This is a genomic window from Vibrio gallicus (assembly GCF_024346875.1).
Lineage (GTDB): Bacteria > Pseudomonadota > Gammaproteobacteria > Enterobacterales > Vibrionaceae > Vibrio > Vibrio gallicus.
The window spans coordinates 70,419-94,952 of record NZ_AP024871.1 but is presented as its reverse complement, the minus strand read 5'-3'; the positions used below and the strand labels follow the sequence as shown (position 1 = coordinate 94,952).

The following is a 24,534-nucleotide window of genomic DNA, read 5'->3' as shown; positions in this document are numbered from 1 at the left end:
ATCTTATTGCATTCTTGTTCATTGAAAAACGGCAAGAAGTCTATGAAATTCAATTTGTTATTCTTGTATTTTAGCAAATAAAAAAGCCTCGCTAAAAGCGAGGCTTAAAATACAGTAAAGCAATTAATTATTTCGCAGGACGACCTGCGCGTTTACGATCGTTTTCAGTAAGAAGTTTCTTACGAATACGAATGCTTTCTGGGGTTACTTCTACCAATTCATCTTCATCAATGAACTCTAGAGCTTGCTCTAGTGTGTGCTTGATTGGTGGAGAAAGAACCTGAGCTTCATCAGTACCAGAAGCACGAACGTTAGTTAGCTGCTTACCTTTCAGGCAGTTTACAGTTAGATCATTTGAACGGTTATGAATACCGATAACCTGACCTTCATAAACTTCATCTGCGTGTTGAGCAAACAGACGACCACGCTCTTGCAGGTTGAATAGCGCATAAGTCAATGCTTTACCCGTTGCATTCGAGATAAGAACACCGTTATTACGTTGACCGATTACACCGCCTTTATGAGGGCCGTAGTGATCAAACGTATGGTACATCAGACCAGAACCAGAGGTTAGAGTTAGGAACTCAGTTTGGAAACCGATAAGACCACGAGAAGGCATCATAAAGTCCATGCGAACACGGCCTTTACCATCAGGAGACATATCAGTCAGTTCACCTTTACGTAAACCGATGTTTTCCATGATGCCACCTTGGTGCTCATCTAACACATCGATAGTTACCGTTTCATACGGTTCCATAAGCTGACCATCTTCTTCTTTGATGATAACTTCTGGACGAGATACTGCTAGCTCAAAGCCTTCACGACGCATGTTTTCAATCAGGATAGATAGGTGAAGTTCACCACGACCTGAAACACGGAATTTATCTGGATCGTCAGACTGTTCAACACGTAGCGCTACGTTGTGAACAAGTTCTTTTTCAAGACGCTCTAGGATATTACGAGAGGTTACAAACTTACCTTCTTTACCTGCAAATGGAGAGGTATTTACTTGGAAAGTCATAGTAACTGTTGGTTCATCAACAGACAGTGGTGGCAATGCTTCTACTGCACCTTGAGCACAGATAGTATCAGAGATTTTTAGCTCACCAAGACCTGTGATTGCAATGATATCGCCAGCTGTAGCTTGCTCAACATCGTGGCGGTCTAGACCTAGGTAACCTAGAACTGTACCAACTTTACCGTTGCGAGACTTACCGTCAGCACCAACAACTGTAACCTGTTGATTTGGTACAACAGTACCACGAGTAACACGACCTACACCGATAACACCAACGTATGAGCTGTAATCAAGCTGAGAGATTTGCATCTGTAAAGAGCCATCTTGGTCAACTTGTGGAGCAGCCACTTCTTCAACGATAGTTTCGAACAATGGTTCCATGTTTTCGCCAACTACGCCTTCTTCATTGCTCGCCCAGCCGTTTAGAGCTGATGCATAGACAACTTTAAAGTCTAGCTGTTCGTCGGTAGCACCTAGGTTATCGAACAAATCAAATACTTGATCCATAACCCAATCAGGACGTGCGCCAGGACGGTCAATTTTGTTAATAACAACGATTGGTTTTAGACCATGTGCGAATGCTTTTTGTGTTACAAAGCGTGTTTGAGGCATTGGGCCGTCAACCGCATCAACAATAAGCAATACGCAATCTACCATAGACATAATACGCTCTACTTCACCACCGAAGTCTGCGTGTCCAGGGGTATCAACGATGTTGATACGATAGTCATTCCAGTTAATCGCTGTATTCTTAGCCAGAATGGTGATACCGCGTTCCTTTTCGATATCGTTGGAGTCCATTACTCGCTCTTCAACTTCGCCACGGGTTTCTAATGTACCGGACTGTTGTAGCAGCTTGTCAACCAAGGTTGTTTTACCATGGTCAACGTGCGCAATAATGGCAATGTTTCTCAACTTTTCAATCTGTGGAGTAGACATGAATCGAATTCACTCAGTAAGGTCGCGGCAACATGCCGACAACTAGGTTTAAATTTGGTCGTAATGTAGCAGATTTTAACCAAAACCCCAACAAGTGTGATCTAGACCTAAGTTAAAAATCACTAATCGCCTTCTATTTTACTTGATATCGAATGAAATATGCTTGCACCCTATTTGGGCAAAAAAAAATTCCTCTCTGATATCGCACCAATTCGTAGCGATAAAGCAAAATATAGTGATCAACCTCTCAATTAACGCACCATTACAGTGCGATCGGGGATCTTTTTGGTGCAACGGACTGCATTAGGAACATGCAAACCAACAATAACCAATTGAAAAACAAAGAGTTTAAAAGTTGGCACGAGTTTGGCATATAGAAAATCAGTCGAAAAATATTCATTGTTCGATACTTAAAAAAGAGTGTAGATTAGTTTTTGGAATTACATGCTCATTTGTATCGAGCAATCACGTTTTAATAACACTGGAGGTTATCCAAGATGTCAGTAGAAAATGTACTAACGCTGATCCAAGAAAATGAAGTTAAGTTTATTGACTTACGCTTTACCGATACTAAAGGTAAGGAACAGCACGTATCTATCCCGTCTCACCAAGTAGATGCAGACTTCTTTGAAGAAGGTAAGATGTTTGATGGTTCTTCTGTAGCTGGTTGGAAAGGAATTAATGAATCTGACATGGTTATGATGCCAGATCCATCGAGCGCAGTACTTGACCCATTCACTGAAGACTCAACTCTAAACATTCGTTGTGACATCCTTGAGCCTGCAACTATGCAAGGCTATGACCGTGATCCACGCTCTATCGCACATCGTGCTGAAGATTACATGCGTGCAACGGGTATTGCAGATACAGTACTTGTTGGTCCAGAACCAGAGTTCTTCCTATTTGACGATGTTAAATTCAACACTGACATGTCAGGTTCTTTCTACAAGATTGATGATGTTGAAGCTTCTTGGAATTCAGGTTCTGATTTCGAAGATGGCAACAAAGGCCACCGTCCTGGCGTTAAAGGTGGTTACTTCCCAGTAGCTCCTGTAGATTCTTCTCAAGATATCCGTTCAGCAATGTGTCTGATCATGGAAGAAATGGGCCTTGTTGTTGAAGCTCACCACCACGAAGTTGCAACTGCAGGTCAAAACGAAATCGCTTGCCGTTTCAATACTCTAACTGCTAAAGCAGATGAGACTCAAATCTACAAATACGTTGTGCACAATGTTGCTCACGCTTACGGCAAAACAGCAACCTTCATGCCTAAACCACTTGTTGGTGACAACGGTAGTGGTATGCACGTTCACCAATCTCTATCAAAAGATGGTGTTAACCTGTTTGCTGGTGATAAATATGGTGGCCTATCTGAAATGGCTATCTACTACATCGGTGGTATCATCAAGCACGCACGCGCAATCAACGCATTTGCTAACCCTGCAACTAACTCATACAAACGCCTAGTTCCTGGCTTTGAAGCTCCAGTAATGCTTGCGTACTCTGCACGTAACCGTTCAGCTTCAATCCGTATTCCAGTAGTGGCAAGCCCTAAAGCACGTCGTATCGAGATTCGCTTTGGTGATCCAGCAGCTAACCCATACCTATGTTACTCAGCAATGCTGATGGCTGGCCTTGACGGAATCAAGAACAAGATTCACCCAGGGGAAGCTATGGATAAAGATCTATACGACCTACCTGCAGAAGAAGCGGCTGAAATCCCAACAGTTGCTGAGTCTCTACAAGAAGCACTTGCAGCTCTTGATGCAGACCGTGAGTTCTTAACTGCTGGCGGCGTATATTCTGATGATTTCATCGACTCTTACATCGAGCTTAAGTCTCAAGATGTAGTAAAAGTTAACATGACAACTCACCCACTTGAGTTTGAACTTTACTACTCTGTTTAATCATTAGTTTGATTTGATTATTTTAGGCCTGCCTTGCGGCAGGCCTTTTTTATAGTGGCAATACACCAAATCATATCCCCTTCCACACACCATGAACCAGCCAAGCTACCTGATTTTCTGTGACCTAAATATTCGGCAAGGATTTTGCATATTTAACTAGTGAGAGTACAACAAGCACCACAATGCACCATTATTGTGCAATAATTAATTCTGGTAGTGCAGTTGCACTAATTTATGTAACAGAAAGGGAAGATCTGTGAACAAGTCTCTAGCGGATACAATTTTAGAACAACTGGTCACTGCGACTCTGATGATAGATGACTCTCTCAATATCATCTACCTGAACCCTGCCGCTGAGCAACTACTGGGTTACAGTAAAAGCCGCTGTATTAATCAGCTACTACCCAGTTTGATTGAACACTCTTCTATTGATTTCTCTCTATTCGAGCAAGCCCTTATCTCTGGGAAAAGCATAATCGATAGTGATGTTACCTTCGTAATCGAAGGTCGACCACTGCTACTTGAGCTCACAATAAGCCCAACATCTTGGAATAAGCAGCTTATGCTACTGGTCGAGCTCAAGCAGGTCGACCAACAACGCCGAATCAACCAAGAACTCAATCAACACACACAGCAACAAGCGGCAAAATTATTGATCCGCAGCCTTGCCCATGAAATCAAAAACCCCCTTGGGGGCTTAAGAGGCGCGGCTCAATTACTAGAAAAGATGCTTCCGTCTGATTCACTTCGAGAATATACACAGATCATTATTGAGCAGGCCGATCGCCTACGAAACTTAGTTGACCGATTACTTGGACCACAAAGACCAGGTAGTAAAAAACAAGAGAACGTGCACCTTATTCTAGAAAAAGTACGCCAACTGGTAGAGCTAGAGTCAAATAATACCATTAACATTATTCGAGATTATGACCCCAGCCTTCCTGATATAACGATGGACTGCGAGCAGATTGAACAGTCATTACTCAACATTGTTAGTAATGCAGCCCAGATGCTAGAAGGCCGTTCAGATGCAAAGATTACCCTTACCACTCGCACTGAACACCAAGTCAATATTCATGGCAAGCGGGTTAAGCTCGCGGCACGTATTGAGGTGAGCGATAACGGTCCAGGAATCCCTTCAGAGCTTATCGATACTGTTTTCTACCCTATGGTCAGCGGAAGAGAAGGCGGTACAGGATTAGGGCTTTCTATTTCACAAAACCTTATTGACCAACACCAAGGCAAAATTGACGTCGATAGCTGGCCTGGAAAGACCACCTTTACCATTTATTTGCCAATTTTAGATTATTAATTTTTATTGCTAGGAGCCTTGAGATGAGCAAAGGATATATTTGGGTGGTCGACGATGATAGTTCCATCCGCTGGGTATTAGATAAAACCTTCAGTAACGCAAACATCAAGTGTGAAACCTTCGCCGATGCCGAGAGTGTTCTTTTAGCCCTAGAGCGTGAACTCCCAGACGTTATTATCTCAGATATTCGCATGCCGGGAATGGATGGCTTAGACCTGCTCAAGCAGGTTCAAAAATCACAGCCTGAGCTACCAGTCATTATTATGACCGCGCATTCAGATCTGGATGCTGCGGTAAATGCCTATCAAGAGGGCGCATTTGAATATCTGCCAAAGCCATTTGATATTGATGAGGCTCTTGCGCTAGCTGAACGAGCAATAACCCATAGTCTCGAGAACAAACAGAGCCAGACTATCCTCAACACCAGCAAGAGTGAGTCTCCTGAAATAATAGGTGAAGCGCCAGCAATGCAAGAGGTATTCAGGGCTATAGGCCGTCTCTCTCGCTCCTCTATTTCGGTATTAATCAATGGTGAGTCCGGCACAGGTAAAGAGCTGGTGGCTCATGCTCTTCACAAACACAGCCCACGTAATAAGAACCCCTTCATCGCACTAAACATGGCAGCAATACCAAAGGATCTGATTGAATCAGAGTTATTTGGGCATGAAAAAGGGGCATTTACCGGCGCAAATAGTGTTCGTCAAGGACGCTTTGAGCAAGCGAATGGCGGCACCCTGTTTTTAGATGAAATCGGAGATATGCCACTGGATATTCAAACTCGCTTATTGCGCGTTCTGGCCGATGGTCAGTTCTATCGAGTTGGTGGTCACTCTGCAATTAAGGTCGATGTTCGTATCATTGCCGCAACCCATCAAAATCTAGAATCGTTAGTTCATGCCGGTGACTTTCGCGAGGACTTGTTCCACCGCTTAAATGTTATTCGGGTGCATATCCCTTCATTGCGTGAACGTAAACAAGACATTGAGAAGCTCGCCCTACACTTCTTAAACCTCGCAGCCGAGGAACTGGATGTAGAGGTTAAAACACTATCCAAAGATGCAATAGAAGTGCTCACACGCTTAGGCTGGCCTGGCAACGTTCGTCAACTCGAAAACACCTGTCGTTGGCTAACAGTGATGGCAAGCGGCAGTGAAATTCTGCCATCAGACCTGCCTCAAGAGCTAGTTGAAGAGAAGAGCCTCACCAGCTCGGTAGAAGACAGCAACTGGCAAACACAACTTGAGAAATGGGCACGAGCATCCTTGGCATCAGGAGAGACTGAATTGCTCTCTTACGCCCTACCGGAATTTGAACGCATCCTACTGCAGGCGGCTCTTAATCATACCAATGGCCACAAACAGGATGCGGCTAAGGTATTGGGCTGGGGACGCAATACCCTTACTCGTAAACTCAAAGAGCTAAACCTTTCTCATTAAATTTTCTAGCTTGTTGAGACAAATAAGCCACCTTTATCAGGTGGCTTATTATTTTAGATAACGCGAGAGAACTGCTGCTGTCTGGCCTTCGCTCTGAAGTATTTATCAAAACACATACAGATATTACGGATCAACATCCGGCCGCGTAAATTAACCTCAATTTTCTCCTCTGAGACGGTTACCAAATCATCATTGATAAAGGTTTGTAGTAACCCTAAGTCTTCAGCAAAATAGTGGTTAAAGTCTATACCAAATTGAGCTTCAATCGCTTGCTTATCGAGTTCGAAATTACACATAAGCTGTTTGATGACTTCACGACGCAACAGGTCATCACTACTAAGTGACACCCCTTTCCAGAGAGCATGACGCGTCTCATTCATTTGTGCGTAATAATATTTTAGTTCTTTCTGATTCTGAGCATAGGTATCACCTACCATAGAAATAGCCGAAACACCGAAGCCAATAAGATCACACTCACCTTGAGTAGTGTAACCTTGGAAGTTTCGATGTAGCTTGCCTTCACGTTGAGCAATAGCTAGCTCATCTTCAGGTAAGGCAAAGTGGTCCATACCGATAAACTGATAACCTGCATCCGTCAGGGTTTGAATACTTTGCTGTAGGATAGCCATACGCTGCGCTGAAGTTGGCAGGTCTTGGTCTCTAATCTTACGCTGAGCTGCAAATAACGATGGCATATGAGCGTAATTAAACACGGAAAGACGCCCTGGGCGTAGGGTTAATACCTGCTGTAGGGTCGTAGCAAAGCTTTCAGGGGTTTGTAGTGGTAATCCATAGATAAGGTCAAGATTGGTCGACCTAAAGCCTAGATCGCGAGCACGGGCCACCATATCGAAGATAAAGGTTTCATCTTGCTCACGGTTAACAACCTTTTGAACTTCCTTATTGAAATCCTGAACACCAATACTTAAACGATTGAACCCATGACTGCGCAGATGGTCAAGCATATCAAGCTCAATCTCTCGCGGGTCAACCTCGATACTGATCTCAGCTTTATCATTGAAGCTAAATTCCTGATAGATGACTTCCATCAATCGGCTAATCTGCTTCTTAGTCAAAAAGGTAGGTGTACCGCCACCAAAATGGAGTTGGGTAACGGTTCGGTTGCCAAGTAATGCCGCTTTTTCACGAATTTCATGCTCAAGAACTTCGAGATATTCATCCGCTTTATGCTGATGGCGAGTAATAACCTTGTTACACCCACAGTAGTAACACAGCTTGTGACAAAATGGGATATGGATATATAAAGACAACGGTCTATCCGGATACTGCATATAAGCCATGTCGAGTTCCGCTACCGTAAACGCCTCATGAAACTCAACCGCAGTTGGATAAGAGGTATAGCGAGGGCCAGAATAGTTGTATTTATCCAACATACTCTGATCCCAGATAATTTGTGGTTTAGACATCATGAGATCCTAGGTACGACTTTAGGAGGGGTATTTTGCCACAGCAAGATGACGCCCCCTCTACTCTACAAAAAATGTAAGCCGTAACTGTTAAGGAGATCACGCCATCAAAGATAATTTAGGTCATTGTAACCGCTATTTGAGTATTCAACGGTGCAATAATTGCTTGTAGCTGCTTAAGCTCTTCAAGGATTGCATCGTTCAAACGCGACTCTGCTTTTTGGCGCTCTAGATTTTGGCGCATACGCTCTTGCTTAGGTAGCGCTTGTCGCTCATCACCTCTAGCCATATCTTTGACTACAGTAAATAGCTCATTTAAGGCAGGGAAGCGCTTGGCAACATCAATTCGTTGCTCATCTTGAACATAATCCAAAATATTACACAAACGAATACTCAATTCTGACAAATCACACTGCCCTTGAATTCCAGCTAGGCACAAGGTATCCACGCTCTCAAAAATTTTTGCGTTGCGCTTTGCAACTGCTAGTTTTCGATGCTGGATAATAAGCTGTTTTTGCTTACGCAACTTCAACAGTAAGTGGGTCGCATAAACTGCAAGGCCAATAACAACCGTGCTACCAGCTATAACTAATGCAGTGAGATTCATCGATTATTAGCCCTCGAAATCACTCAAATCTAGGTCTTCAAATTCTGCCAATAAATCAGCTTCCGATTTAGACTTAGATTTCACTTTAGTCGTCATTGGCTTTGATTCAACTTCAGGTTCAAATTCAGGCTCAAGTAAGCCAACTTGCTTCATTAGCACCTCGATACGATCCAGCTTCTCATCAACATATGACTGTAGACCAGCACCTAGAGATTCGCCGTTATCAATGCGGTCAAGCAACACATTTAGTTGTGCATCATTTTCTAACGCATCTAGCTCTTGCTGAGCATTCAGCTTACGCTGAGTTGGTGTTGCCTTCGACGCTTTCTCAACAACTAATTGGATCTTCTTCTTAGAACCAATACGTGGGTCTCTAATTTCACGACCTGTAATATCACGCTTAGTACTCGCTTCAGAATGGCGATTTCCGGTTTTTAAACCTTTACGCTTTTTTTCTTTCTTGCGCAGGCGCCCGTCTACATCAGACTGAGAGCGATTGCGGGTTACGATTAGGTCTGTATCGCCAGTAGAACCCGGCTGTCTTGATTTTTTATGTCGACTCATGATTCGACTTCCTCAATAAAATTACGTCGTTTCCGATAAACTCTAGTTCTAGGTTATCTCGCTCAGCCAAATATTCAAATGTCGCTCGGCTAAAGAATAGTACGTGTGTTTGATCATTTTTATAGTGCCAGGTAGAGAACGCTTCTACATCTCGCACCAGTTTAGTCATTAATCCCAACCAAGCGCCCGGCTTTAATAGCTTTAACCATTGTTGCCAGACCTCATTAGGTTGATATAGATGCTCTATTACCTCAGTAGCGGTAACAAAATCATATCGATTATCTAAGACCTCTATCTCTGGGTAATAATAGAGATCGAATAGGTCAACCAAGTGTCCCTGCTCTCTCATCATCATAGCTAATGCTGGGCCTGGGCCACAGCCAAAATCTAAACCATGTTTATTTTCACCTATTCGCTCACCCAGTGGGTCTGCGATACGTGATAAGAACCGGCGATAACCCTCATCATTAGGGCTATTTTCATGCTGATCGTAGATAGCTTTCTCTTGCTCCGATGACAAGCGCTGGCTTGGTTCTACAAACACCAGTTTACAACACTGGCATTGCAAATATTGCCTGCGTTTATCCTCCCAGTAGAACTGGATATCCGATTCATTACAAAGGGGACAAGTGTACATTCGAGGTGCCTTAGATCAATAAGAGGCGCAACTTAACAAAATATGCGATAAGAGTGTAGAAAAAATCCACAATATTCAAAAAATAAAAAAGCGATAGGATCACCTATCGCTTTATAAATTCCTTTTGTTCTTAATGCTTTCCGTGCCAGATTTATTGTTTTTCATCTTCCTGATGAGTTTTATCTTCCTTAACAATTTCCATCTGCTGTGGCGCATCCGTCGCCATTCCTATCTGGGTTCTCGACCTGAGAAATCAAACCATCCTATGTTTTCCCATGTTCCGCCTGGTGTGCGAAGCCATTCCCTATGTCATCCTGAACAAAGATACTGAGGCAAAAGCCGAGCAGTAACATCTCGTCCATTCGACACAGACCACTTTACTCTTGCTGTAAAAATACGCAATCTGATTATAAAGCACCCCGATCACATTTTGACGAATTCCGATTTCATCGACATAAGGGGCTAAATACAAAAATGCCCCAAGATATATCTTGAGGCATTTCTTAAAAGCAAGATTAGTGAGAATTAATGTAGTCCGCCAACATATTTAGCAAGCACATCCATTTCTTCTTCGGTAAGCTTTTTGGCAACATCGTGCATCATTTCATTGAGGTCATTGCTACGATCTGCAGAGGCAAATTTTTCCAGCTGAGCTTTAATATAATCAGCATGTTGTCCAGATATTTTAGGGAACCCTGACAAGCTAGTACCGTTACCTCTTGGTCCATGACACGCTACGCAAGCTGTAATGCCGCGCTCTGCATTTCCTGCAAGGTACAATTCTTGGCCCTGCTCCACGACATTCTCAGGCGTGTTCATTTCAGCCGCAGGCATTGAAGCATAATAGGCGGCTAAATCGGCCATATCTTGCTCGGTAAGTGGCACAGCCATAGCGCTCATTGCAGGGTCATATCGACCTTGCTTACCGCCGCTCATTGCGCCTAGTTTAAGATCTTTAAGCTGCTTTTCGAGATACTTCTCGTGTTGGCCGGCTAGATTAGGATACATAGCGATCATGCTGTTTCCGTCCACACCGTGGCAGGCAGCACAAGTTGCTGATTTTGCTTTTCCAGCTTCGATATTACCACTTGCTACTGCCGAACAACTGACTAAGACCGAAAAGAGTAGTGCTATTTTTTTCATGACATTCCATTACAAAGTTTGAGCTTCAGAAACTACAATTTGCTCAGAGCTATCTTCTAAATTGAAAAAAGTACCTGAAAAGGGCATCTAGCCCTAGGTGCCGCCTGTTGTCGTGTTAGAATAGGCGAACTAATGCCGAGCACGGCTATTTTACACAATTTCACAAAAAAGTAATCAATCGACTACACAAAGTCGCGATGGAGTTAACAGTGAGCGCAAAAATTCATTATCAAAACACACATTTCATTACTAGTGCCCCTGATATTCGCCATTTACCTGAAGATGAAGGTATCGAAGTCGCGTTTGCCGGTCGCTCGAATGCGGGTAAATCAAGTGCATTAAACCGCCTTACCAATCAAAGAAGCCTAGCTAAGACCAGTAAAACACCTGGTCGAACTCAGCTAATTAACCTTTTCAAGGTTGATGAAAACTGCCATATCGTGGATCTTCCTGGATATGGGTTTGCACAAGTTCCACTGGAACTAAAAAAGAAATGGCAGAAGAGCTTAGGTGAATACCTACAAAAGCGTGAATGTTTAAAAGGCTTGGTCGTGTTGATGGATATCCGCCACCCAATGAAAGATCTAGACCAGCAGATGGTCTACTGGGCTGTAGATTCAGGTATCCCGGTACAAGTTCTACTGACCAAAGCCGATAAACTAAAAAGTGGGGCTCGCAAAGCTACCCTACTAAAAGTACGAGAAAACTCTCTCGCCTTTGGTGGGGATGTGAAGGTTGACGTGTTCTCGTCATTAAAAGGGATTGGTGTTGATCAGCTAAGAGCGCGATTAGATACCTGGTTTGCCCCTGCAATGGAACAAGATCTACCATCTGATGAGACAGAAACAAACTAAGAGTAGGCTACTCTTAGTGCAAAACACATTAACGCGACCTTAAGGTCGCGTTATTTTATTTCAGACAATAAAAAACGCCCCAGCCAATAAATAGCTGAGGCGTGTGAATTTAGAAAAATTCAAATAACGTGAAACAAAAGGTCTGAAAGATGGAACATCTTACCTCTGTACCCTACCCGATCTAATTTACTATAAATCATACTAAACGCAACTATTTTTGTAGTTTTTTTTCACCTATTTTGGTTTTACTACATACAACCAAAAAATGGAAATTCCTGACGCTAGAATACAAAAAAGAGCCAACTCTGCGAGCTGGCTCTATATTTATGGTGAAAATCAGGGCAAAAGTACGCTAGTGAGCTTGATCCCAGTTATCACCACGCCCTGCATCCGCAATTAGTGGAACATCCAGTTCGGCAGCTGATTCCATTAAATTACGTATGTTACTTTCAATTTCTTGTAATGCATCTTCACGAACTTCAAATACCAATTCATCGTGCACTTGCATAAGCATACGCACCTTCGGCTCTCCGCTCTGGGCTTCAATCCAGTTATCAACCAGTAACATTGCTTTCTTAATGATATCCGCAGCAGTCCCCTGCATTGGTGCATTGATGGCAGCGCGCTCGGCAGCTTTACGTCGCATTCCATTGCGTGATTTTATCTCTGGAAGATACAATTTTCGGCCATAGATGGTTTCTACGAAGCCTTGCTCACTCGCTTGGCTACGCGTTTCTTCCATATACTGCATCACCCCAGGATAGCGCTCGAAATAGGTATCCATATAATGCTGAGCCTCGCCACGAGATATACCGAGTTGTTTAGCTAGGCCAAACGCACTCATCCCATAGATCAGACCAAAGTTTACCGCTTTGGCACGACGGCGTTGCTCACTTGACACTTCATCTATACTCACCCCGATAATCTCAGCAGCTGTGGCTGCATGGATATCTTTACCAGTACGGAATGCATCTAGCAGAGCTTCATCACCACTTAAATGTGCCATGATGCGCAATTCAATCTGAGAGTAATCGACGGCAAGAATCTTCCAGCCATGTGGGGCAACAAATGCCTGACGAATACGTCGCCCTTCCTGATTTCTGATTGGAATATTCTGTAGGTTTGGATCGGTTGAAGAAAGGCGACCTGTGGCTGTAACACCTTGATGATATGAGGTGTGAACGCGACCAGTCGTCGGGTTTATCATCTTAGGTAATTTATCGGTATAGGTCGATTTAAGCTTCGCCAGACCGCGATGTTCCAGAATAAGCTTTGGCAAAGGGTAATCAAGAGCAAGCTCTTGTAGCACTTCTTCGTTTGTTGACGGTGCGCCCGATGGCGTTTTCTTAATCACAGGTAGCGCCATCTCATCAAACAGAATAGCTTGCAGCTGTTTTGGTGAACTTAGGTTAAATTCCTTGCCTGCGATTTCAAAGGCTTTCGCTTGCAGTTCATCGAGGCGCTGGGCAATCTCTTGAGACTGCGCCGACAGCAACATATCATCAATAAACACCCCAGTACGCTCAATACGCGATAGTACTGGCACAAGCGGCATTTCTATCTCTTGATAAACACGGTTTAACTGTTCATCATCTTCAAGCAAACCATTGATATGATTGTGCAGTCTCAGGGTCACATCGGCATCTTCAGCTGCATACGGAGAAGCTTGTTCAAGGTCTATTTGGTTAAAGGTTAATTGCTTTTTACCCTTGCCGGCAATTTGTTCAAATGAGATACACGGATGCTGTAGGAAGCGTAAAGCAAGGCTATCCATATCGTGTTTTCCGCCTACGCTATTGTAGACATAGGAAGCCAGCATAGTATCGAAGGCAATACCGCGCATCTCAATACCATAACGCGCTAATACTGAGGCATCATATTTAAGGTTCTGTCCAACCTTAGCTTGATTTTCATCCTCTAAAAGCCCCTTGAGTTGCTCCAGCACGTAATCTCTATCGAGTTGCTGAGGAGCATCTAAATAGTCGTGGGCAACGGGTACGTAAGCTGCTTCACCTTCCGCGGTAGCAAATGAGACCCCGATAAGATTTGCCACCATATAATCAAGGCTATCTGTTTCAGTATCTATAGCAAAGACGTCAGCGGCTGTTAGTTTTTCTAGCCACTTTTCAAACTGGGCTTGTTCCAGTACCGTTTCATACTGGCTACGGTCAATATTAATACTCGCAGCTGCTACCGCAGGTGCAGTGGTAGCAATACGTCCAGATTTTTGGTCAGCCTTAACCTCGCCAGTACCGCCATCTAATAACTCATTCAACCAAGATTTAAACGCAAGCTTGCCGTACAAGGCTATCAGTTGGTCTTTATCGGGTTGTGATTTGACTAATTCTTCAAGGGTTACATCTAGTTCAACATCGAGCTTAATCGTCGCCAACTGATAAGAAAGGTAAGCGGATTCTTTATGTTCAACCAACTTCTTAGACATGGACTTAGAGCCACGGAAGCTTAAAGATGCAATATCATCCAGTTTTTCATACAAGGTATCTAAGCTACCAATACCTTGTAGTAGAGCCGTTGCAGTTTTATCACCAACGCCAGGAACACCAGGGATGTTATCTACTTTATCCCCCATCAGTGCCAAATAGTCGATTATCAGCTCTGGGGGAATCCCAAATTTCTCGATAACACCTTCTCGGTCCATGACTACATTAGTCATTGTGTTAATCAGGGTGACATTCTCATCCACCAGCTGCGCCATATCTTTATCCCCTGTACTAATAAGTACAGGCATACCCTTACTTGATGCGGCGGCGGCCAAAGTACCGATAACATCATCCGCTTCAACACCAGAAATAGATATCAGGGGTAATCCCATGGCTCGAATTAGGGTATGCAAAGGTTCAATTTGGCTACGCAGTTCATCAGGCATCGGTGGACGATTTGCCTTATATTCAGGATACATATCATCCCTGAATGTTTTGCCCTTAGCATCAAAGATAACCGCAATACGCTCGCTATCAAATTGACGCATCATGCTACGCAGCATATTCGCTACACCATAAACGGCGTTGGTTGGGTGTTCACCATTACTCATGGTGCCAGGGAAAGCATGAAATGCTCGGTACAAATATGAGGAACCGTCAATAAGAATTAACGGATTTTCAGGGATACTGGCCATGTATTAATCAGTCCTACTAGATCGCTTAGCTATAGGATGCCATGAGTAATATCGCTTATCTACGTCAGACGCCAGATTCACCGCGATTAAGCTGAATAAAGTTATCCTTAAGCGCATGGCTTCTGTGGATAAGTTTGTGCGCAACTTATTTTACCAGCCATAAAATCTGTAGATAAATCAACAAGAAAATAAATAAAATTAATTTAAAACAACAACTTAAATAAGATCAAAGGATCGTGAGTTAGATCCTGAACCTTTCTGATTTTGTGGAAAAACATTTTGTTGCGCAACGCTGAGGGTTATTATTGGCTAAAGGAGCTTTATTATTTCCCTTATAATCCAAACCAAGACCAAGGATAGTCTACGATTCGAAAGTTAGCTTATAACTTCAAAAAAAAAGCCTCATATAAAATGAGGCTCCTAAATTACACTGAGTATTCAACGAAAGAATCAGCTCTTTTCAGACAACCATTTTGCTACATCTTTTGCAAAGTAGGTCAAGATGCCATCTGCGCCTGCTCGCTTAAAGCAAAGCAGAGACTCAAGTACGGTTTCTCGCTCTTTTAACCAACCGTTTTGGATCGCAGCCTTATGCATCGCATATTCCCCAGATACTTGATAGGCGAAAGTCGGCACCTGAAGTTCAGTTTTAACACGACGCACTACATCCAAATATGGCATACCCGGTTTAACCATAACCATATCTGCCCCTTCGGAGATATCCAGCGCAACCTCGTGAATAGCTTCATCGCTATTGGCAGGATCCATCTGATAGTTTTTCTTGTCTGCACCCTTTAAGTTACCAGAAGATCCGACAGCATCACGAAATGGACCATAGTAGTTAGAGGCATATTTCGCTGAATACGCCATAATCTGCGTATTGATATGGCCAGCATTTTCTAAGGCTTCTCGAATTTTACCAATGCGACCATCCATCATGTCGGAAGGTGCTACCACATCAGCGCCGGCCTCGGCATGTGATAGGGCCTGTTTAACTAGCACCTCAGTAGTTTGGTCATTGATTACATAACCGTGCTCATCAATAATCCCATCCTGACCGTGGGTGGTATAAGGGTCCAATGCAACATCGGTAATCACCCCCATCTGCGGTACATGTTCTTTCAAAAGACGAACCGCACGCTGAACCAAGCCTTCAGGGTTATAGGCTTCAGTCGCACATAGGCTTTTTACATCTTGGTTAACCACCGGAAATAGAGCAATAGCAGGAATGCCAAGCTCAGATAGGTATTGAGCCTCTTCTAGCATCAAATCAATAGACATGCGCTCGACACCCGGCATTGACTCAACCACTTCACGACGGTTTTTACCCATAAGAACAAACATCGGATAGATAAGATCATCTACAGAGATCTTGTTCTCGGCCATCAATCGACGACTAAAATCATGCTTACGCATTCTGCGCATTCGACGTAGTGGAAATGAACTTTGAATAAGTGCAGACACAACTCGCTCCTAGTGTGCTTTTTGTTTATCGCAGTTTATCACTATCCCCTTGCTCTGTTGACGCTTGAAATGGCTTTTGCATTGCAATTTTAAGCTTTTATACTGTTGAGATAACCAAAATGAGAATTAACCCATGATAGACACACACGCACATATCTATGCATCTGAATTTGATCAGGATAGAGAACAGGTTGTCGCCCGCGCTAAACAGCAAGGTATTGACAAGATATTACTACCAAATATAGACCTAGATTCTATCCAGCCTATGCTCGATACAGAGGCGCAATATCCCGATATGTGCCACGCAATGATGGGACTCCATCCTTGCTATGTTGATCAAAACGTTGATAAAACCTTAGCTATCATCAAAGCATGGTTTGATAAGCGCTCGTTTATTGCGGTAGGAGAAATAGGCATCGACCTTTATTGGGATAAAACCTATCGCGCAGAACAAGAGCATGCCTTTACAACCCAACTAAACTGGGCAAAACAGCGCAACCTTCCTGTGGTAATTCATACTCGAGATTCCATCACTGAAACCCTTAGCCTCCTTGAAAAGGTTCAAGATGGTAACATAAGCGGAGTATTTCATTGCTTTGGCGGTACAGTAGAACAAGCTCAGGCTATCAATGAAATGGGGTTTCATCTTGGGTTGGGGGGCGTCACAACATTCAAAAATGGTGGAATGGATAAGGTAGTCCCTCATCTAGATCTAAGTAAGGTTATCCTCGAAACAGACTGCCCTTATTTAACCCCTGCACCACATCGCGGCAAGCGCAACGAACCCGCTTATACTCAATTGGTGGCCAAGCGTATTGCGGAGTTAACCGACAAGCCAATCTCGGAGATTGAAGCTATCACTAATCACAACGCCAAAACCTTGTTCCAGATATAAAAAAATCCCCGAATAATTCGGGGATTTTTTTATTCTTGTTCAGCCTCTTCCGAGTCATCAGGCTTGGTATAGAAGCGAGCAAAGAACAGCCCTATTTCAAACAGCAAGCACATCGGAATCGCAAGCATCGTCTGGGATATAATGTCCGGTGGTGTTAGCAACATACCCACAATAAAAGCCGCGACAACAATATATGGTCGCTTTGCTTTTAGTGATGGCACATCCGTCGCGCCTGTCCAGCACAGCAAAATAATGGCAACAGGCACCTCAAAGGCAATCCCGAACGCTAAAAATAACGCGAGTACAAAGTCTAAATAATTCGAGATATCCGTTGCAAACTCTACTCCACCAAGGGATATCGCAGTAAAGAAGCCAAATACTAGCGGGAAAACCACGTAGTAGGCAAAAGCGACCCCAAGATAGAACAGTAATGAGCTGGAAAATAGCAGCGGCATTACCAAGCGTTTTTCATGCTTATAAAGCCCAGGCGCTACAAATGCCCAAACCTGATACAAAATCACAGGTACAGCTATGAATATAGAAGCAATGAGGGTCAGTTTTAACGGTGTGAAAAACGGAGACGCCACATCGGTCGCTATCATGGTCGCTCCTTCCGGCAACCTATCGATCAAGGGCGCTGAAACAAACTCATAGATATGATTTGAGAAATAGATCAGTGACAAAAAGATGACTAATATTGCGCTAATCGAGCGCAATAAGCGCGTGCGCAATTCAATCAAGTGACTGATTAAAGGCTGGTTGGAATCAACCGAAGACATATTTACCTCGATTTATAAAGAAAGGGGCATAAGCCCCCTTAAAGTTCTGTAACTACTATGAAGCGGGATCCGAGTGCTTTGCCTCTTTCGCAGTATCAACATCCTTGGTAACAGAATCGGTATTACCAACATTTTTCTTATACGGTTGTTGTACGCTTTGGGCTGCCTGCTTTAATTCATCGACTGATTTTTTGAGTTCAGGAGCGAGCTCCTCCATCCCCATTTTTTCAGCCTTACGCAGATTATCCTGCAACTCTTGAATCTTAAGCTCATGATCCAACTCTTCTTTTACGTTGTTGGCCATGCTCTTAGCTGAGTTCATAAAACGCATTACACTGCGAATAGCAACAGGAAGACGCTCAGGTCCCAATACTACCAATCCCAATACTGAGATGAGTATTAGTTCCCAAAAACCAATGTCAAACACGGGTTATGCCTGCTCTTTTTCTTTCTGTTTATCAGACTCAGCTTTAAGTTCAGCTTCGCTCTTTTGAGCAATATTTTTCTGCTCAAAATCTGCATCTTTCTCTTTTTTGTCTTCTTCTTCCGACATTGCTTTCTTAAAGCCTTTCACTGCCGAACCTAGATCACCACCAATTCCGCGTAGTTTTTTAGTGCCAAAAAGCAATACTACGATTACTGCGATAATCAACAATTGCCAAATACTAATTCCGCCCATGACTCTTATCCTAACTGTGAAAATTCAAAATTATTTGCGATATGAACGCCAGCTAAACAGCCAAGCTACTAGCCCTAAGCCACCCATAATCGCTGAAACCAATATATGATGGTATACAAAAAGAAGCGATGAGCATACGACAAAAGTCGCTCCTATTCCAAACAAAAATTGTCCCGTTGCTTGCTGACGCTTAATCTGTCGATATCCTTGGTACAAATGATCGACTTTATTAGTTAACTGTTTACCATGCTTTAGATTATCGTACAAAAGCTCAGGTAACTCAGGTAATTTTTCAGCCCAGAATGGTGCACGCTCTTTAATCGAGTTAATTACCGCCTGCGGGCCAACCTGTTCACCCATCCAATTTTCTAAAAATGGCTTGGCTGTCGCCCATAGATCAAGCTGAGGATATAGCTGCCGCCCCAACCCCTCTACATATAATAGTGTCTTCTGTAATAAAACTAATTGTGGCTGCACTTCCATATTAAAGCGACGTGCAGTATTAAATAGATTCAACAATACATGCCCAAACGATATCTCACACAACGGCTTGGCAAAGATAGGCTCACACACCATACGTATTGCAAACTCGAACTCTTGAACATTGGTATCTGCTGGTACCCAACCAGAATCAACGTGAAGCTGGGCAACCTTATAATAATCACGATTAAAGAATGCTAAAAAGTTTTCAGCCAGATAACGCTTATCATCAGAGTTCAGTGTTCCTACAATCCCGCAATCAAGACCAATCCACTGCGGGTTCTCAGGGTGAGCATGCTGAACGAATACATTTCCTGGGTGCATGTCCGCATGAAAGAAGCTATCTCTGAATACCTGAGTGAAAAAGACCGTAACCCCTCGCTCAGCCAATAACTTCATATTGGTACCGTTGCGCTGTAAGCCCTCTATATCAGAAACTTGAATGCCGTATATCCTCTCGGATACCATTAAATCTCGACTGCTTAAATCCGCAATAACCTCTGGGACATAAAGCTCCTCACTGCCCTCAAAGTTTCTACGTAGCTGCATCGCATTTGCAGCTTCTCTACGAAGATCTAACTCATCAAGCAAGGTTTTTTCATATTCAGCTACAACCTCAACCGGCTTTAGGCGACGCGTTTCTGAATTTAGGTTCGCGACCAAGCGAGCCATTCGATACATCAGTTTTATATCCGCCTGTATCACCGGGTATATATCAGGACGAATTACCTTGAGCACAATTTCTCGCCCAGACTCTTTTAGCTGGGCGGTATGCACCTGCGCTATAGAGGCTGACGCTAAAGGCTTAATATCAAAATTCGTAAACCATTGTTCAAGCTCCCCACCTAAGGCTTGCTCCATTTTCTGCTTAGCCAGTTCACCGTCGAACGCTTCAACCTGATCTTGAAGTAGTGCTAGTTGGTCAGCAATATGCGGAGGGAAAAGATCGCGGCGAGTAGACATCATCTGTCCAAACTTGATCCATACTGGGCCTAAAGTTTGTAATGCCAAGCGCATCCGTACACCCAACGGCTTATCTGGGTGCTTGTTTTTCATCCAAAAAAGGGCTTTTCTAGCCAGCTTTGGCAGTCTAGCAAGCTCATGCTCTGGTATTAATTCATCCAGCCCATATTCAAGCTGCACCTTAGTGATCTGGTATAAACGCTTAATCTCGGCTGGCGTCATAGTGCTTCCATCAATTTAGAGAGGCGTTGTTGTAGAGCTTGTTGCTGTTTATTTATCTCGTCTACTTGGTCACAAAAATCGGCCACTGCCAATGGTGAAGGTGCGAGATTCCACTCTTCAGTAATGGCGTCGGCAAGATATGCTTGATGGCGGCGAGCCTGATGCTTCACACCTTCCAAGCCACTCTTCACTCCGGAAACAACCATATGCGCGGCAACATCGCCTACGTATTGAGAAAGGATTTCAGCAACATCTGGCTTACTCAACTGCATCAAGGTTGCGAACTGTTGTGCAACTTGCATATCCCCAGCTACAGACAGTTTATCCTGTTTGAATAGCTGATTAATATTCGCTTGTTGTTGCAGATCCCTTAAAGCCCAAAGGCTCAAGCTCAACTCGCAATTGGCCTCAGCTTCAAATGTTGCCAGTACATCAACTTGTTGGCTAAAAATAAAGATAAGGCTTTTATTCAGCTCTTTTATATTCAGACGAAGGCTGTGTCCCTTAAGCCGAGCAAGCTGCTTCTGGCTTGCGGGCTGCTGCGCAATAAGCGCGTTCATTGAGGTCTCTACAGCTGCAGTGACAAGGGTATCAAAGGGCATTAGATTCCTTCCTAGAATTTATAACCGCGGTGAAGGGCTACGATGCCACCGGTTAGGTTAAAGTATTTCGTGTTTTCAAAACCAGCCTGCTGCATCATGCTCTCTAATGTATCTTGGTCGGGATGCATACGAATAGATTCAGCGAGATAACGATAACTATCGCCGTCTTGAGCAATAAGCTCTCCCATTTTAGGGAGGATGTGGAAAGAGTAGGTATCGTAGATTTTAGGCAGTAGCTTTACAATTGGCTTAGAAAACTCAAGTACCAATAATCGACCACCGGGTTTCAACACGCGAAACATCGAGCGCAAAGCCTTGTCTTTATCGGTCACATTGCGTAGGCAAAAGCTAATAGTGATGCAATCAAAGTAATCATCAGGAAAAGGCAGTTCTTCGGCGTTAGCTTGCACATAATGCACATTCCCAACCACACCAATATCACGCAACTTATCACGACCAACATTAAGCATGGAGTTATTAATATCGGCCAAGATCACATGGCCTTTATCCCCCACTATTCGGGAGAATTTAGCGGTTAAGTCACCCGTGCCCCCCCCTAAGTCAAGAATACGCTGGCCTGAACGGACACCACTACAGTCAATAGTAAAGCGCTTCCATAGGCGATGGACCCCACCAGACATAAGGTCATTCATTAGGTCATATTTGCTTGCTACAGAGTGAAAAACCTCGGCAACTTTCGCCACTTTTTCATCTTTATTTACCGTCTCAAAACCAAAATGTGTGGTTTGTGCATCGCTTTGGGTTTGTTGTTCTTTACTACTCATATCCATGAATACATCTCTAACTAAATCTACTGATTGCCGCGCATGGCAAAGGGTCTGCCAGGATTGAAGCAGTTTACTGCATACGCAACGTCTTGTCTTTGCTGACTTGCTTTAGCTACATTTGGGGATGCATATCTGTGACATAAATACTATTGGTGATGTAGACTGAATGTCTACTTCCTAGCCCATCAAGTTTCATGAACGAACGCAAAGCACTCACCCTCGGTCTCAGTGCCGTTTTATTATGGTCTACCGTCGCTACAGCCTTTAAGCTGACTTTAGCTGAATTTACGCCAATTCAAATGCTCACTATCGCTAGCTTGGTTTCTGCTATTGCCCTCCTTGTGATCTGCACATTACAAGGAAAGCGTGCTGATATTATTAGTACCTTTACTGCAAACCCGTTCTATTACCTTCTGTTAGGTCTGATAAATCCTCTCGCTTACTATCTCATTCTATTCAAGGCTTACGACCTGCTGCCCGCCTCTCAAGCCCAACCTATAAATTACAGCTGGGCAATCACTCTGACGTTTATGGCCGCAATATTTCTCGGTCAAAAGATTCGGGCGCAAGATTGGATAGCCTGCGCTTTGGGGTATTTTGGAGTAGTGGTTATCGCGACCCAAGGCAATATCCTAAGCCTTCAATTTGAAAGTCCTTTAGGGGTTGGGTTAGCGCTATTGTCTACCTTGCTTTGGGCGGGGTACTGGATACTGAATACCAAAAATAAAGCCGACCCAATTATTGGGGTGCTACTGGGGTTTTTGGTCGCCCTACCGCTTGCAGTTGCATTGTGTATTTGGGAGGGAAGCTCGTGGGATATATCAAATAAGGGCTGGTTGGCGGTTACTTATGTAGGGTTATTTGAAATGGGTATAACCTTTGTATTGTGGTTGGGTGCTCTAAAGACCACTCAAAATACGGCAAGAATCAGTAACCTTATCTTCATCTCGCCATTTATATCTCTAGTTCTTCTGTGGCAAATATTAGGTGAATCCATCCATATCTCCACCCTCTTTGGCCTAGTCCTTATTATTTGTGGTTTAGTTATTCAACAGTTAAAACTAAACAGGTAGACCTATTTACGTGCCAGCTTATGGTGAGCTCGAGAAAAGTGTCCAGCACAGAATGCCCCAACAATCGAGAGTTCACCAGCTAAACATAGGGAAGCGGCAACTTCGGCTAATGCTTGAGAATTGCCGGTACCATGCAGCCCCATAAGCTCTAAGCACGCCTGCTGACTTGGCAGCCCTGTACCGCCACCTACTGTTCCTAGCATCAGGTTAGGCAGCGTTACACTGGCATAGAGATCACCCGACTTATTTACTTCTAGACGAGTCATACCTACCGCAGATTCAGCAACACATGCCGCATCTTGACCACAAGCAATATAGAGCGCCGCTAGCGCATTTGCATAATGAGCATTAATCCCAATCGTACCGCTCAAGGCTCCGCCTACGGTACTCATCTGTGTAAATTGCATCATCTTTTGTGGCGTAGTGTGCAGGTACTTCTCAACTAAATGAGCTGGAATATGCGCCTCTGCTGTCACTTTCTTGCCTCTAACGCCACGCAGGGTATGCGCGTTCGCTTTTTTATCACCAGAAAGGTTGCCATCTAAGAATGCGTATTCCGGTGCAATAGGAGAATGCTGCATTATGTATTCAAAGACAGCATTAGTCGCAATCGTGACCATGTTTTGCCCCGAGGCATCCCCAGTCAAAAATTCAAACACCAGATAAACATGATTGCCTTCAATATTGACGCTAATATCTTTAAGCTTGCCATGAGACGTCGTAGACTCAGCAATATCTCGAAAATAGGAATACTGGGTTACTGCCCACGCAACGAATTGCCCAGCCAGAATTAAGCTATCAAACGCAAATACCGGTGTGCGTGTCACCCCTTCATTTAGTAACATCGCACAAGCGCCGCCACTTGCGGTTAATAGTTGTGAGCCTCGATTATAAGAAGCCACCAGCGCAGCCTCTGAGGTTGCAAGAGGAACGAGGAAATCATCCTTCGCAAATAATCCATTAACACGCAATGGCCCCGCCATTCCCACTGGTACTTTTACTGTGCCGATAAAATGCTCGATATTTTTACTATAAGCCTCCATCTGTGCTTCAGTATGAGGATCAAGTAATTGACTCTGGATATCAGGAACATCGAGTGCCTTCCAGCGCTTAGATACATTCTTGGCGGTAAGATAAGGGCTCTTGGTTATCTTGCGGGTTGATGGCTCAAAATGGGGGCGTAATAACTCAGTATCAATAACATCATCGAGATGATCACGCAGAGAAGATGGACGTTCGTTTTGGTGTAGATTTAATTTGGGCATAACTCAGATTGCAATGCTAGCTCAAGAAATCACTGCCCCACAACTCCCTCTGTTTTGGTGACAGATCCCCTGCTCAAACATATCTTTCTCAAAAATAGGGATAGCGTAGAATACGCATAAACCCTTATGCATTCAACGTTCAGCGGTTACGTTTACTGCATTTATGCAACATAGACAGCAAAAATGGAAACTTCTCTTTTTTGCTGATAGGCAAAGTTAAACGGCTATTAACTAAATATGAACTTGCGGTCAAACTTACATACTGCATACCTATATACATACAAAAACAGCAACTAAGCGACAAGCTAAGCTGCTGTTTCATATGAATTAAAACACAATAATGT

Annotated in this window: 21 protein-coding genes; 6 read left to right on the top strand and 15 right to left on the bottom strand. The window is 43.6% G+C overall.

The features are described from left to right. Positions 1-127: 127 nt before the first annotated feature. Positions 128-1,957 carry a translational GTPase TypA gene (gene typA, locus OCU28_RS00445; RefSeq protein ID WP_261816429.1) on the bottom strand — a complete coding sequence of 610 codons (1,830 nt, stop codon included), beginning with the start codon at positions 1,955-1,957 and terminating at the stop codon, positions 128-130. A 497-nt stretch (positions 1,958-2,454) separates the two neighbouring features. On the opposite strand from typA, the gene glnA reads away from it, so the two are divergent. From glnA to glnG, 3 genes are all read left to right on the top strand, one after another. Further along, on the top strand, positions 2,455-3,864 hold the full coding sequence (gene glnA / locus OCU28_RS00440) for a glutamate--ammonia ligase (protein ID WP_261816428.1): 1,410 nt from the start codon (positions 2,455-2,457) through the stop codon (positions 3,862-3,864). 256 nt (positions 3,865-4,120) lie between these two features. Beyond that, positions 4,121-5,176 carry a nitrogen regulation protein NR(II) gene (glnL, locus tag OCU28_RS00435; protein ID WP_261816427.1) on the top strand — a complete coding sequence of 352 codons (1,056 nt, stop codon included), beginning with the start codon at positions 4,121-4,123 and terminating at the stop codon, positions 5,174-5,176. A gap of 23 nt (positions 5,177-5,199) precedes the next feature. Continuing rightward, a complete protein-coding gene (gene glnG / locus OCU28_RS00430; RefSeq protein WP_261816426.1) occupies positions 5,200-6,612 on the top strand; it encodes a nitrogen regulation protein NR(I) in 1,413 nt (470 codons plus the stop codon). Between the two features lie 53 nt (positions 6,613-6,665). Here glnG and hemN read toward each other — a convergent pair whose 3' ends face one another. The 5 genes from hemN to OCU28_RS00405 form a co-directional block, all read right to left on the bottom strand. Next, entirely contained in the window at positions 6,666-8,042 is a 1,377-nt protein-coding gene (gene hemN / locus OCU28_RS00425; protein WP_261816425.1) for an oxygen-independent coproporphyrinogen III oxidase, read from the bottom strand. Between the two features lie 115 nt (positions 8,043-8,157). After that, positions 8,158-8,646: a DUF2489 domain-containing protein gene (locus tag OCU28_RS00420; protein ID WP_261816424.1), complete on the bottom strand. Its 489-nt coding sequence runs from the start codon at positions 8,644-8,646 to the stop codon at positions 8,158-8,160. Positions 8,647-8,652: 6 nt separating this feature from the next. After that, positions 8,653-9,210, bottom strand: a complete 558-nt coding sequence (yihI, locus tag OCU28_RS00415; RefSeq protein WP_261816423.1) for a Der GTPase-activating protein YihI — start codon at positions 9,208-9,210, stop codon at positions 8,653-8,655. Next, positions 9,197-9,847 carry a class I SAM-dependent methyltransferase gene (locus OCU28_RS00410; RefSeq protein WP_261816422.1) on the bottom strand — a complete coding sequence of 217 codons (651 nt, stop codon included), beginning with the start codon at positions 9,845-9,847 and terminating at the stop codon, positions 9,197-9,199. Before OCU28_RS00410 ends, yihI begins: the two co-directional genes overlap by 14 nt. A gap of 525 nt (positions 9,848-10,372) precedes the next feature. Continuing rightward, positions 10,373-10,990, bottom strand: a complete 618-nt coding sequence (locus OCU28_RS00405; protein WP_261816421.1) for a c-type cytochrome — start codon at positions 10,988-10,990, stop codon at positions 10,373-10,375. Positions 10,991-11,187: 197 nt separating this feature from the next. Here OCU28_RS00405 and yihA point away from each other — a divergent pair, with 197 nt between their 5' ends. Continuing rightward, on the top strand, positions 11,188-11,844 hold the full coding sequence (yihA, locus tag OCU28_RS00400) for a ribosome biogenesis GTP-binding protein YihA/YsxC (RefSeq protein WP_261816420.1): 657 nt from the start codon (positions 11,188-11,190) through the stop codon (positions 11,842-11,844). 352 nt (positions 11,845-12,196) lie between these two features. On the opposite strand, the gene polA is transcribed toward yihA, so the two are convergent. Both polA and hemB read right to left on the bottom strand, forming a co-directional pair. After that, on the bottom strand, positions 12,197-14,980 hold the full coding sequence (polA, locus tag OCU28_RS00395; protein ID WP_261816419.1) for a DNA polymerase I: 2,784 nt from the start codon (positions 14,978-14,980) through the stop codon (positions 12,197-12,199). A 450-nt stretch (positions 14,981-15,430) separates the two neighbouring features. After that, on the bottom strand, positions 15,431-16,444 hold the full coding sequence (gene hemB / locus OCU28_RS00390) for a porphobilinogen synthase (RefSeq protein ID WP_261816418.1): 1,014 nt from the start codon (positions 16,442-16,444) through the stop codon (positions 15,431-15,433). A gap of 133 nt (positions 16,445-16,577) precedes the next feature. Here hemB and OCU28_RS00385 point away from each other — a divergent pair, with 133 nt between their 5' ends. Then, positions 16,578-17,339, top strand: a complete 762-nt coding sequence (locus OCU28_RS00385; protein ID WP_261816417.1) for a TatD family hydrolase — start codon at positions 16,578-16,580, stop codon at positions 17,337-17,339. Positions 17,340-17,368: 29 nt separating this feature from the next. Here the strand turns inward: OCU28_RS00385 and tatC are convergent, their stop codons facing one another. The 6 genes from tatC to ubiE are packed head-to-tail and all read right to left on the bottom strand — an operon-like array spanning position 17,369 to position 21,849. Beyond that, positions 17,369-18,118 (bottom strand): twin-arginine translocase subunit TatC, encoded by a 750-nt coding sequence (tatC, locus tag OCU28_RS00380; RefSeq protein WP_261816416.1) that lies wholly within the window; start codon positions 18,116-18,118, stop codon positions 17,369-17,371. A gap of 55 nt (positions 18,119-18,173) precedes the next feature. Next, positions 18,174-18,545: a Sec-independent protein translocase protein TatB gene (gene tatB / locus OCU28_RS00375; RefSeq protein WP_261816415.1), complete on the bottom strand. Its 372-nt coding sequence runs from the start codon at positions 18,543-18,545 to the stop codon at positions 18,174-18,176. A 3-nt stretch (positions 18,546-18,548) separates the two neighbouring features. Continuing rightward, positions 18,549-18,797, bottom strand: coding sequence for a Sec-independent protein translocase subunit TatA (tatA, locus tag OCU28_RS00370; RefSeq protein WP_261816414.1), 249 nt, complete (start codon positions 18,795-18,797; stop codon positions 18,549-18,551). Positions 18,798-18,827: 30 nt separating this feature from the next. Then, positions 18,828-20,462: a ubiquinone biosynthesis regulatory protein kinase UbiB gene (gene ubiB, locus OCU28_RS00365; protein WP_261816413.1), complete on the bottom strand. Its 1,635-nt coding sequence runs from the start codon at positions 20,460-20,462 to the stop codon at positions 18,828-18,830. Further along, on the bottom strand, positions 20,459-21,064 hold the full coding sequence (locus OCU28_RS00360) for a ubiquinone biosynthesis accessory factor UbiJ (protein ID WP_261816412.1): 606 nt from the start codon (positions 21,062-21,064) through the stop codon (positions 20,459-20,461). Before OCU28_RS00360 ends, ubiB begins: the two co-directional genes overlap by 4 nt. An 11-nt stretch (positions 21,065-21,075) precedes the next feature. After that, on the bottom strand, positions 21,076-21,849 hold the full coding sequence (gene ubiE / locus OCU28_RS00355) for a bifunctional demethylmenaquinone methyltransferase/2-methoxy-6-polyprenyl-1,4-benzoquinol methylase UbiE (protein ID WP_390623802.1): 774 nt from the start codon (positions 21,847-21,849) through the stop codon (positions 21,076-21,078). A gap of 197 nt (positions 21,850-22,046) precedes the next feature. On the opposite strand from ubiE, the gene OCU28_RS00350 reads away from it, so the two are divergent. Then, a complete protein-coding gene (locus OCU28_RS00350; protein ID WP_261816410.1) occupies positions 22,047-22,925 on the top strand; it encodes a DMT family transporter in 879 nt (292 codons plus the stop codon). Between the two features lie 2 nt (positions 22,926-22,927). On the opposite strand, the gene OCU28_RS00345 is transcribed toward OCU28_RS00350, so the two are convergent. Beyond that, positions 22,928-24,190 (bottom strand): hydroxymethylglutaryl-CoA reductase, encoded by a 1,263-nt coding sequence (locus tag OCU28_RS00345; protein WP_261816409.1) that lies wholly within the window; start codon positions 24,188-24,190, stop codon positions 22,928-22,930. Positions 24,191-24,534: the final 344 nt, after the last annotated feature.

Coding starts and splice junctions, on each gene's coding strand:
- typA (WP_261816429.1), bottom strand. CDS start 1,957: ATGTCTACTCCACAGATTGAAAAGTTGAGAAACATTGCCATTATTGCG.
- glnA (WP_261816428.1), top strand. CDS start 2,455: ATGTCAGTAGAAAATGTACTAACGCTGATCCAAGAAAATGAAGTTAAG.
- glnG (WP_261816426.1), top strand. CDS start 5,200: ATGAGCAAAGGATATATTTGGGTGGTCGACGATGATAGTTCCATCCGC.
- hemN (WP_261816425.1), bottom strand. CDS start 8,042: ATGATGTCTAAACCACAAATTATCTGGGATCAGAGTATGTTGGATAAA.
- OCU28_RS00420 (WP_261816424.1), bottom strand. CDS start 8,646: ATGAATCTCACTGCATTAGTTATAGCTGGTAGCACGGTTGTTATTGGC.
- yihI (WP_261816423.1), bottom strand. CDS start 9,210: ATGAGTCGACATAAAAAATCAAGACAGCCGGGTTCTACTGGCGATACA.
- OCU28_RS00410 (WP_261816422.1), bottom strand. CDS start 9,847: ATGTACACTTGTCCCCTTTGTAATGAATCGGATATCCAGTTCTACTGG.
- OCU28_RS00405 (WP_261816421.1), bottom strand. CDS start 10,990: ATGAAAAAAATAGCACTACTCTTTTCGGTCTTAGTCAGTTGTTCGGCA.
- yihA (WP_261816420.1), top strand. CDS start 11,188: ATGGAGTTAACAGTGAGCGCAAAAATTCATTATCAAAACACACATTTC.
- polA (WP_261816419.1), bottom strand. CDS start 14,980: ATGGCCAGTATCCCTGAAAATCCGTTAATTCTTATTGACGGTTCCTCA.
- OCU28_RS00385 (WP_261816417.1), top strand. CDS start 16,578: ATGATAGACACACACGCACATATCTATGCATCTGAATTTGATCAGGAT.
- tatC (WP_261816416.1), bottom strand. CDS start 18,118: ATGTCTTCGGTTGATTCCAACCAGCCTTTAATCAGTCACTTGATTGAA.
- tatA (WP_261816414.1), bottom strand. CDS start 18,797: ATGGGCGGAATTAGTATTTGGCAATTGTTGATTATCGCAGTAATCGTA.
- ubiB (WP_261816413.1), bottom strand. CDS start 20,462: ATGACGCCAGCCGAGATTAAGCGTTTATACCAGATCACTAAGGTGCAG.
- OCU28_RS00360 (WP_261816412.1), bottom strand. CDS start 21,064: ATGCCCTTTGATACCCTTGTCACTGCAGCTGTAGAGACCTCAATGAAC.
- ubiE (WP_390623802.1), bottom strand. CDS start 21,849: ATGAGTAGTAAAGAACAACAAACCCAAAGCGATGCACAAACCACACAT.
- OCU28_RS00350 (WP_261816410.1), top strand. CDS start 22,047: ATGAACGAACGCAAAGCACTCACCCTCGGTCTCAGTGCCGTTTTATTA.
- OCU28_RS00345 (WP_261816409.1), bottom strand. CDS start 24,190: ATGCCCAAATTAAATCTACACCAAAACGAACGTCCATCTTCTCTGCGT.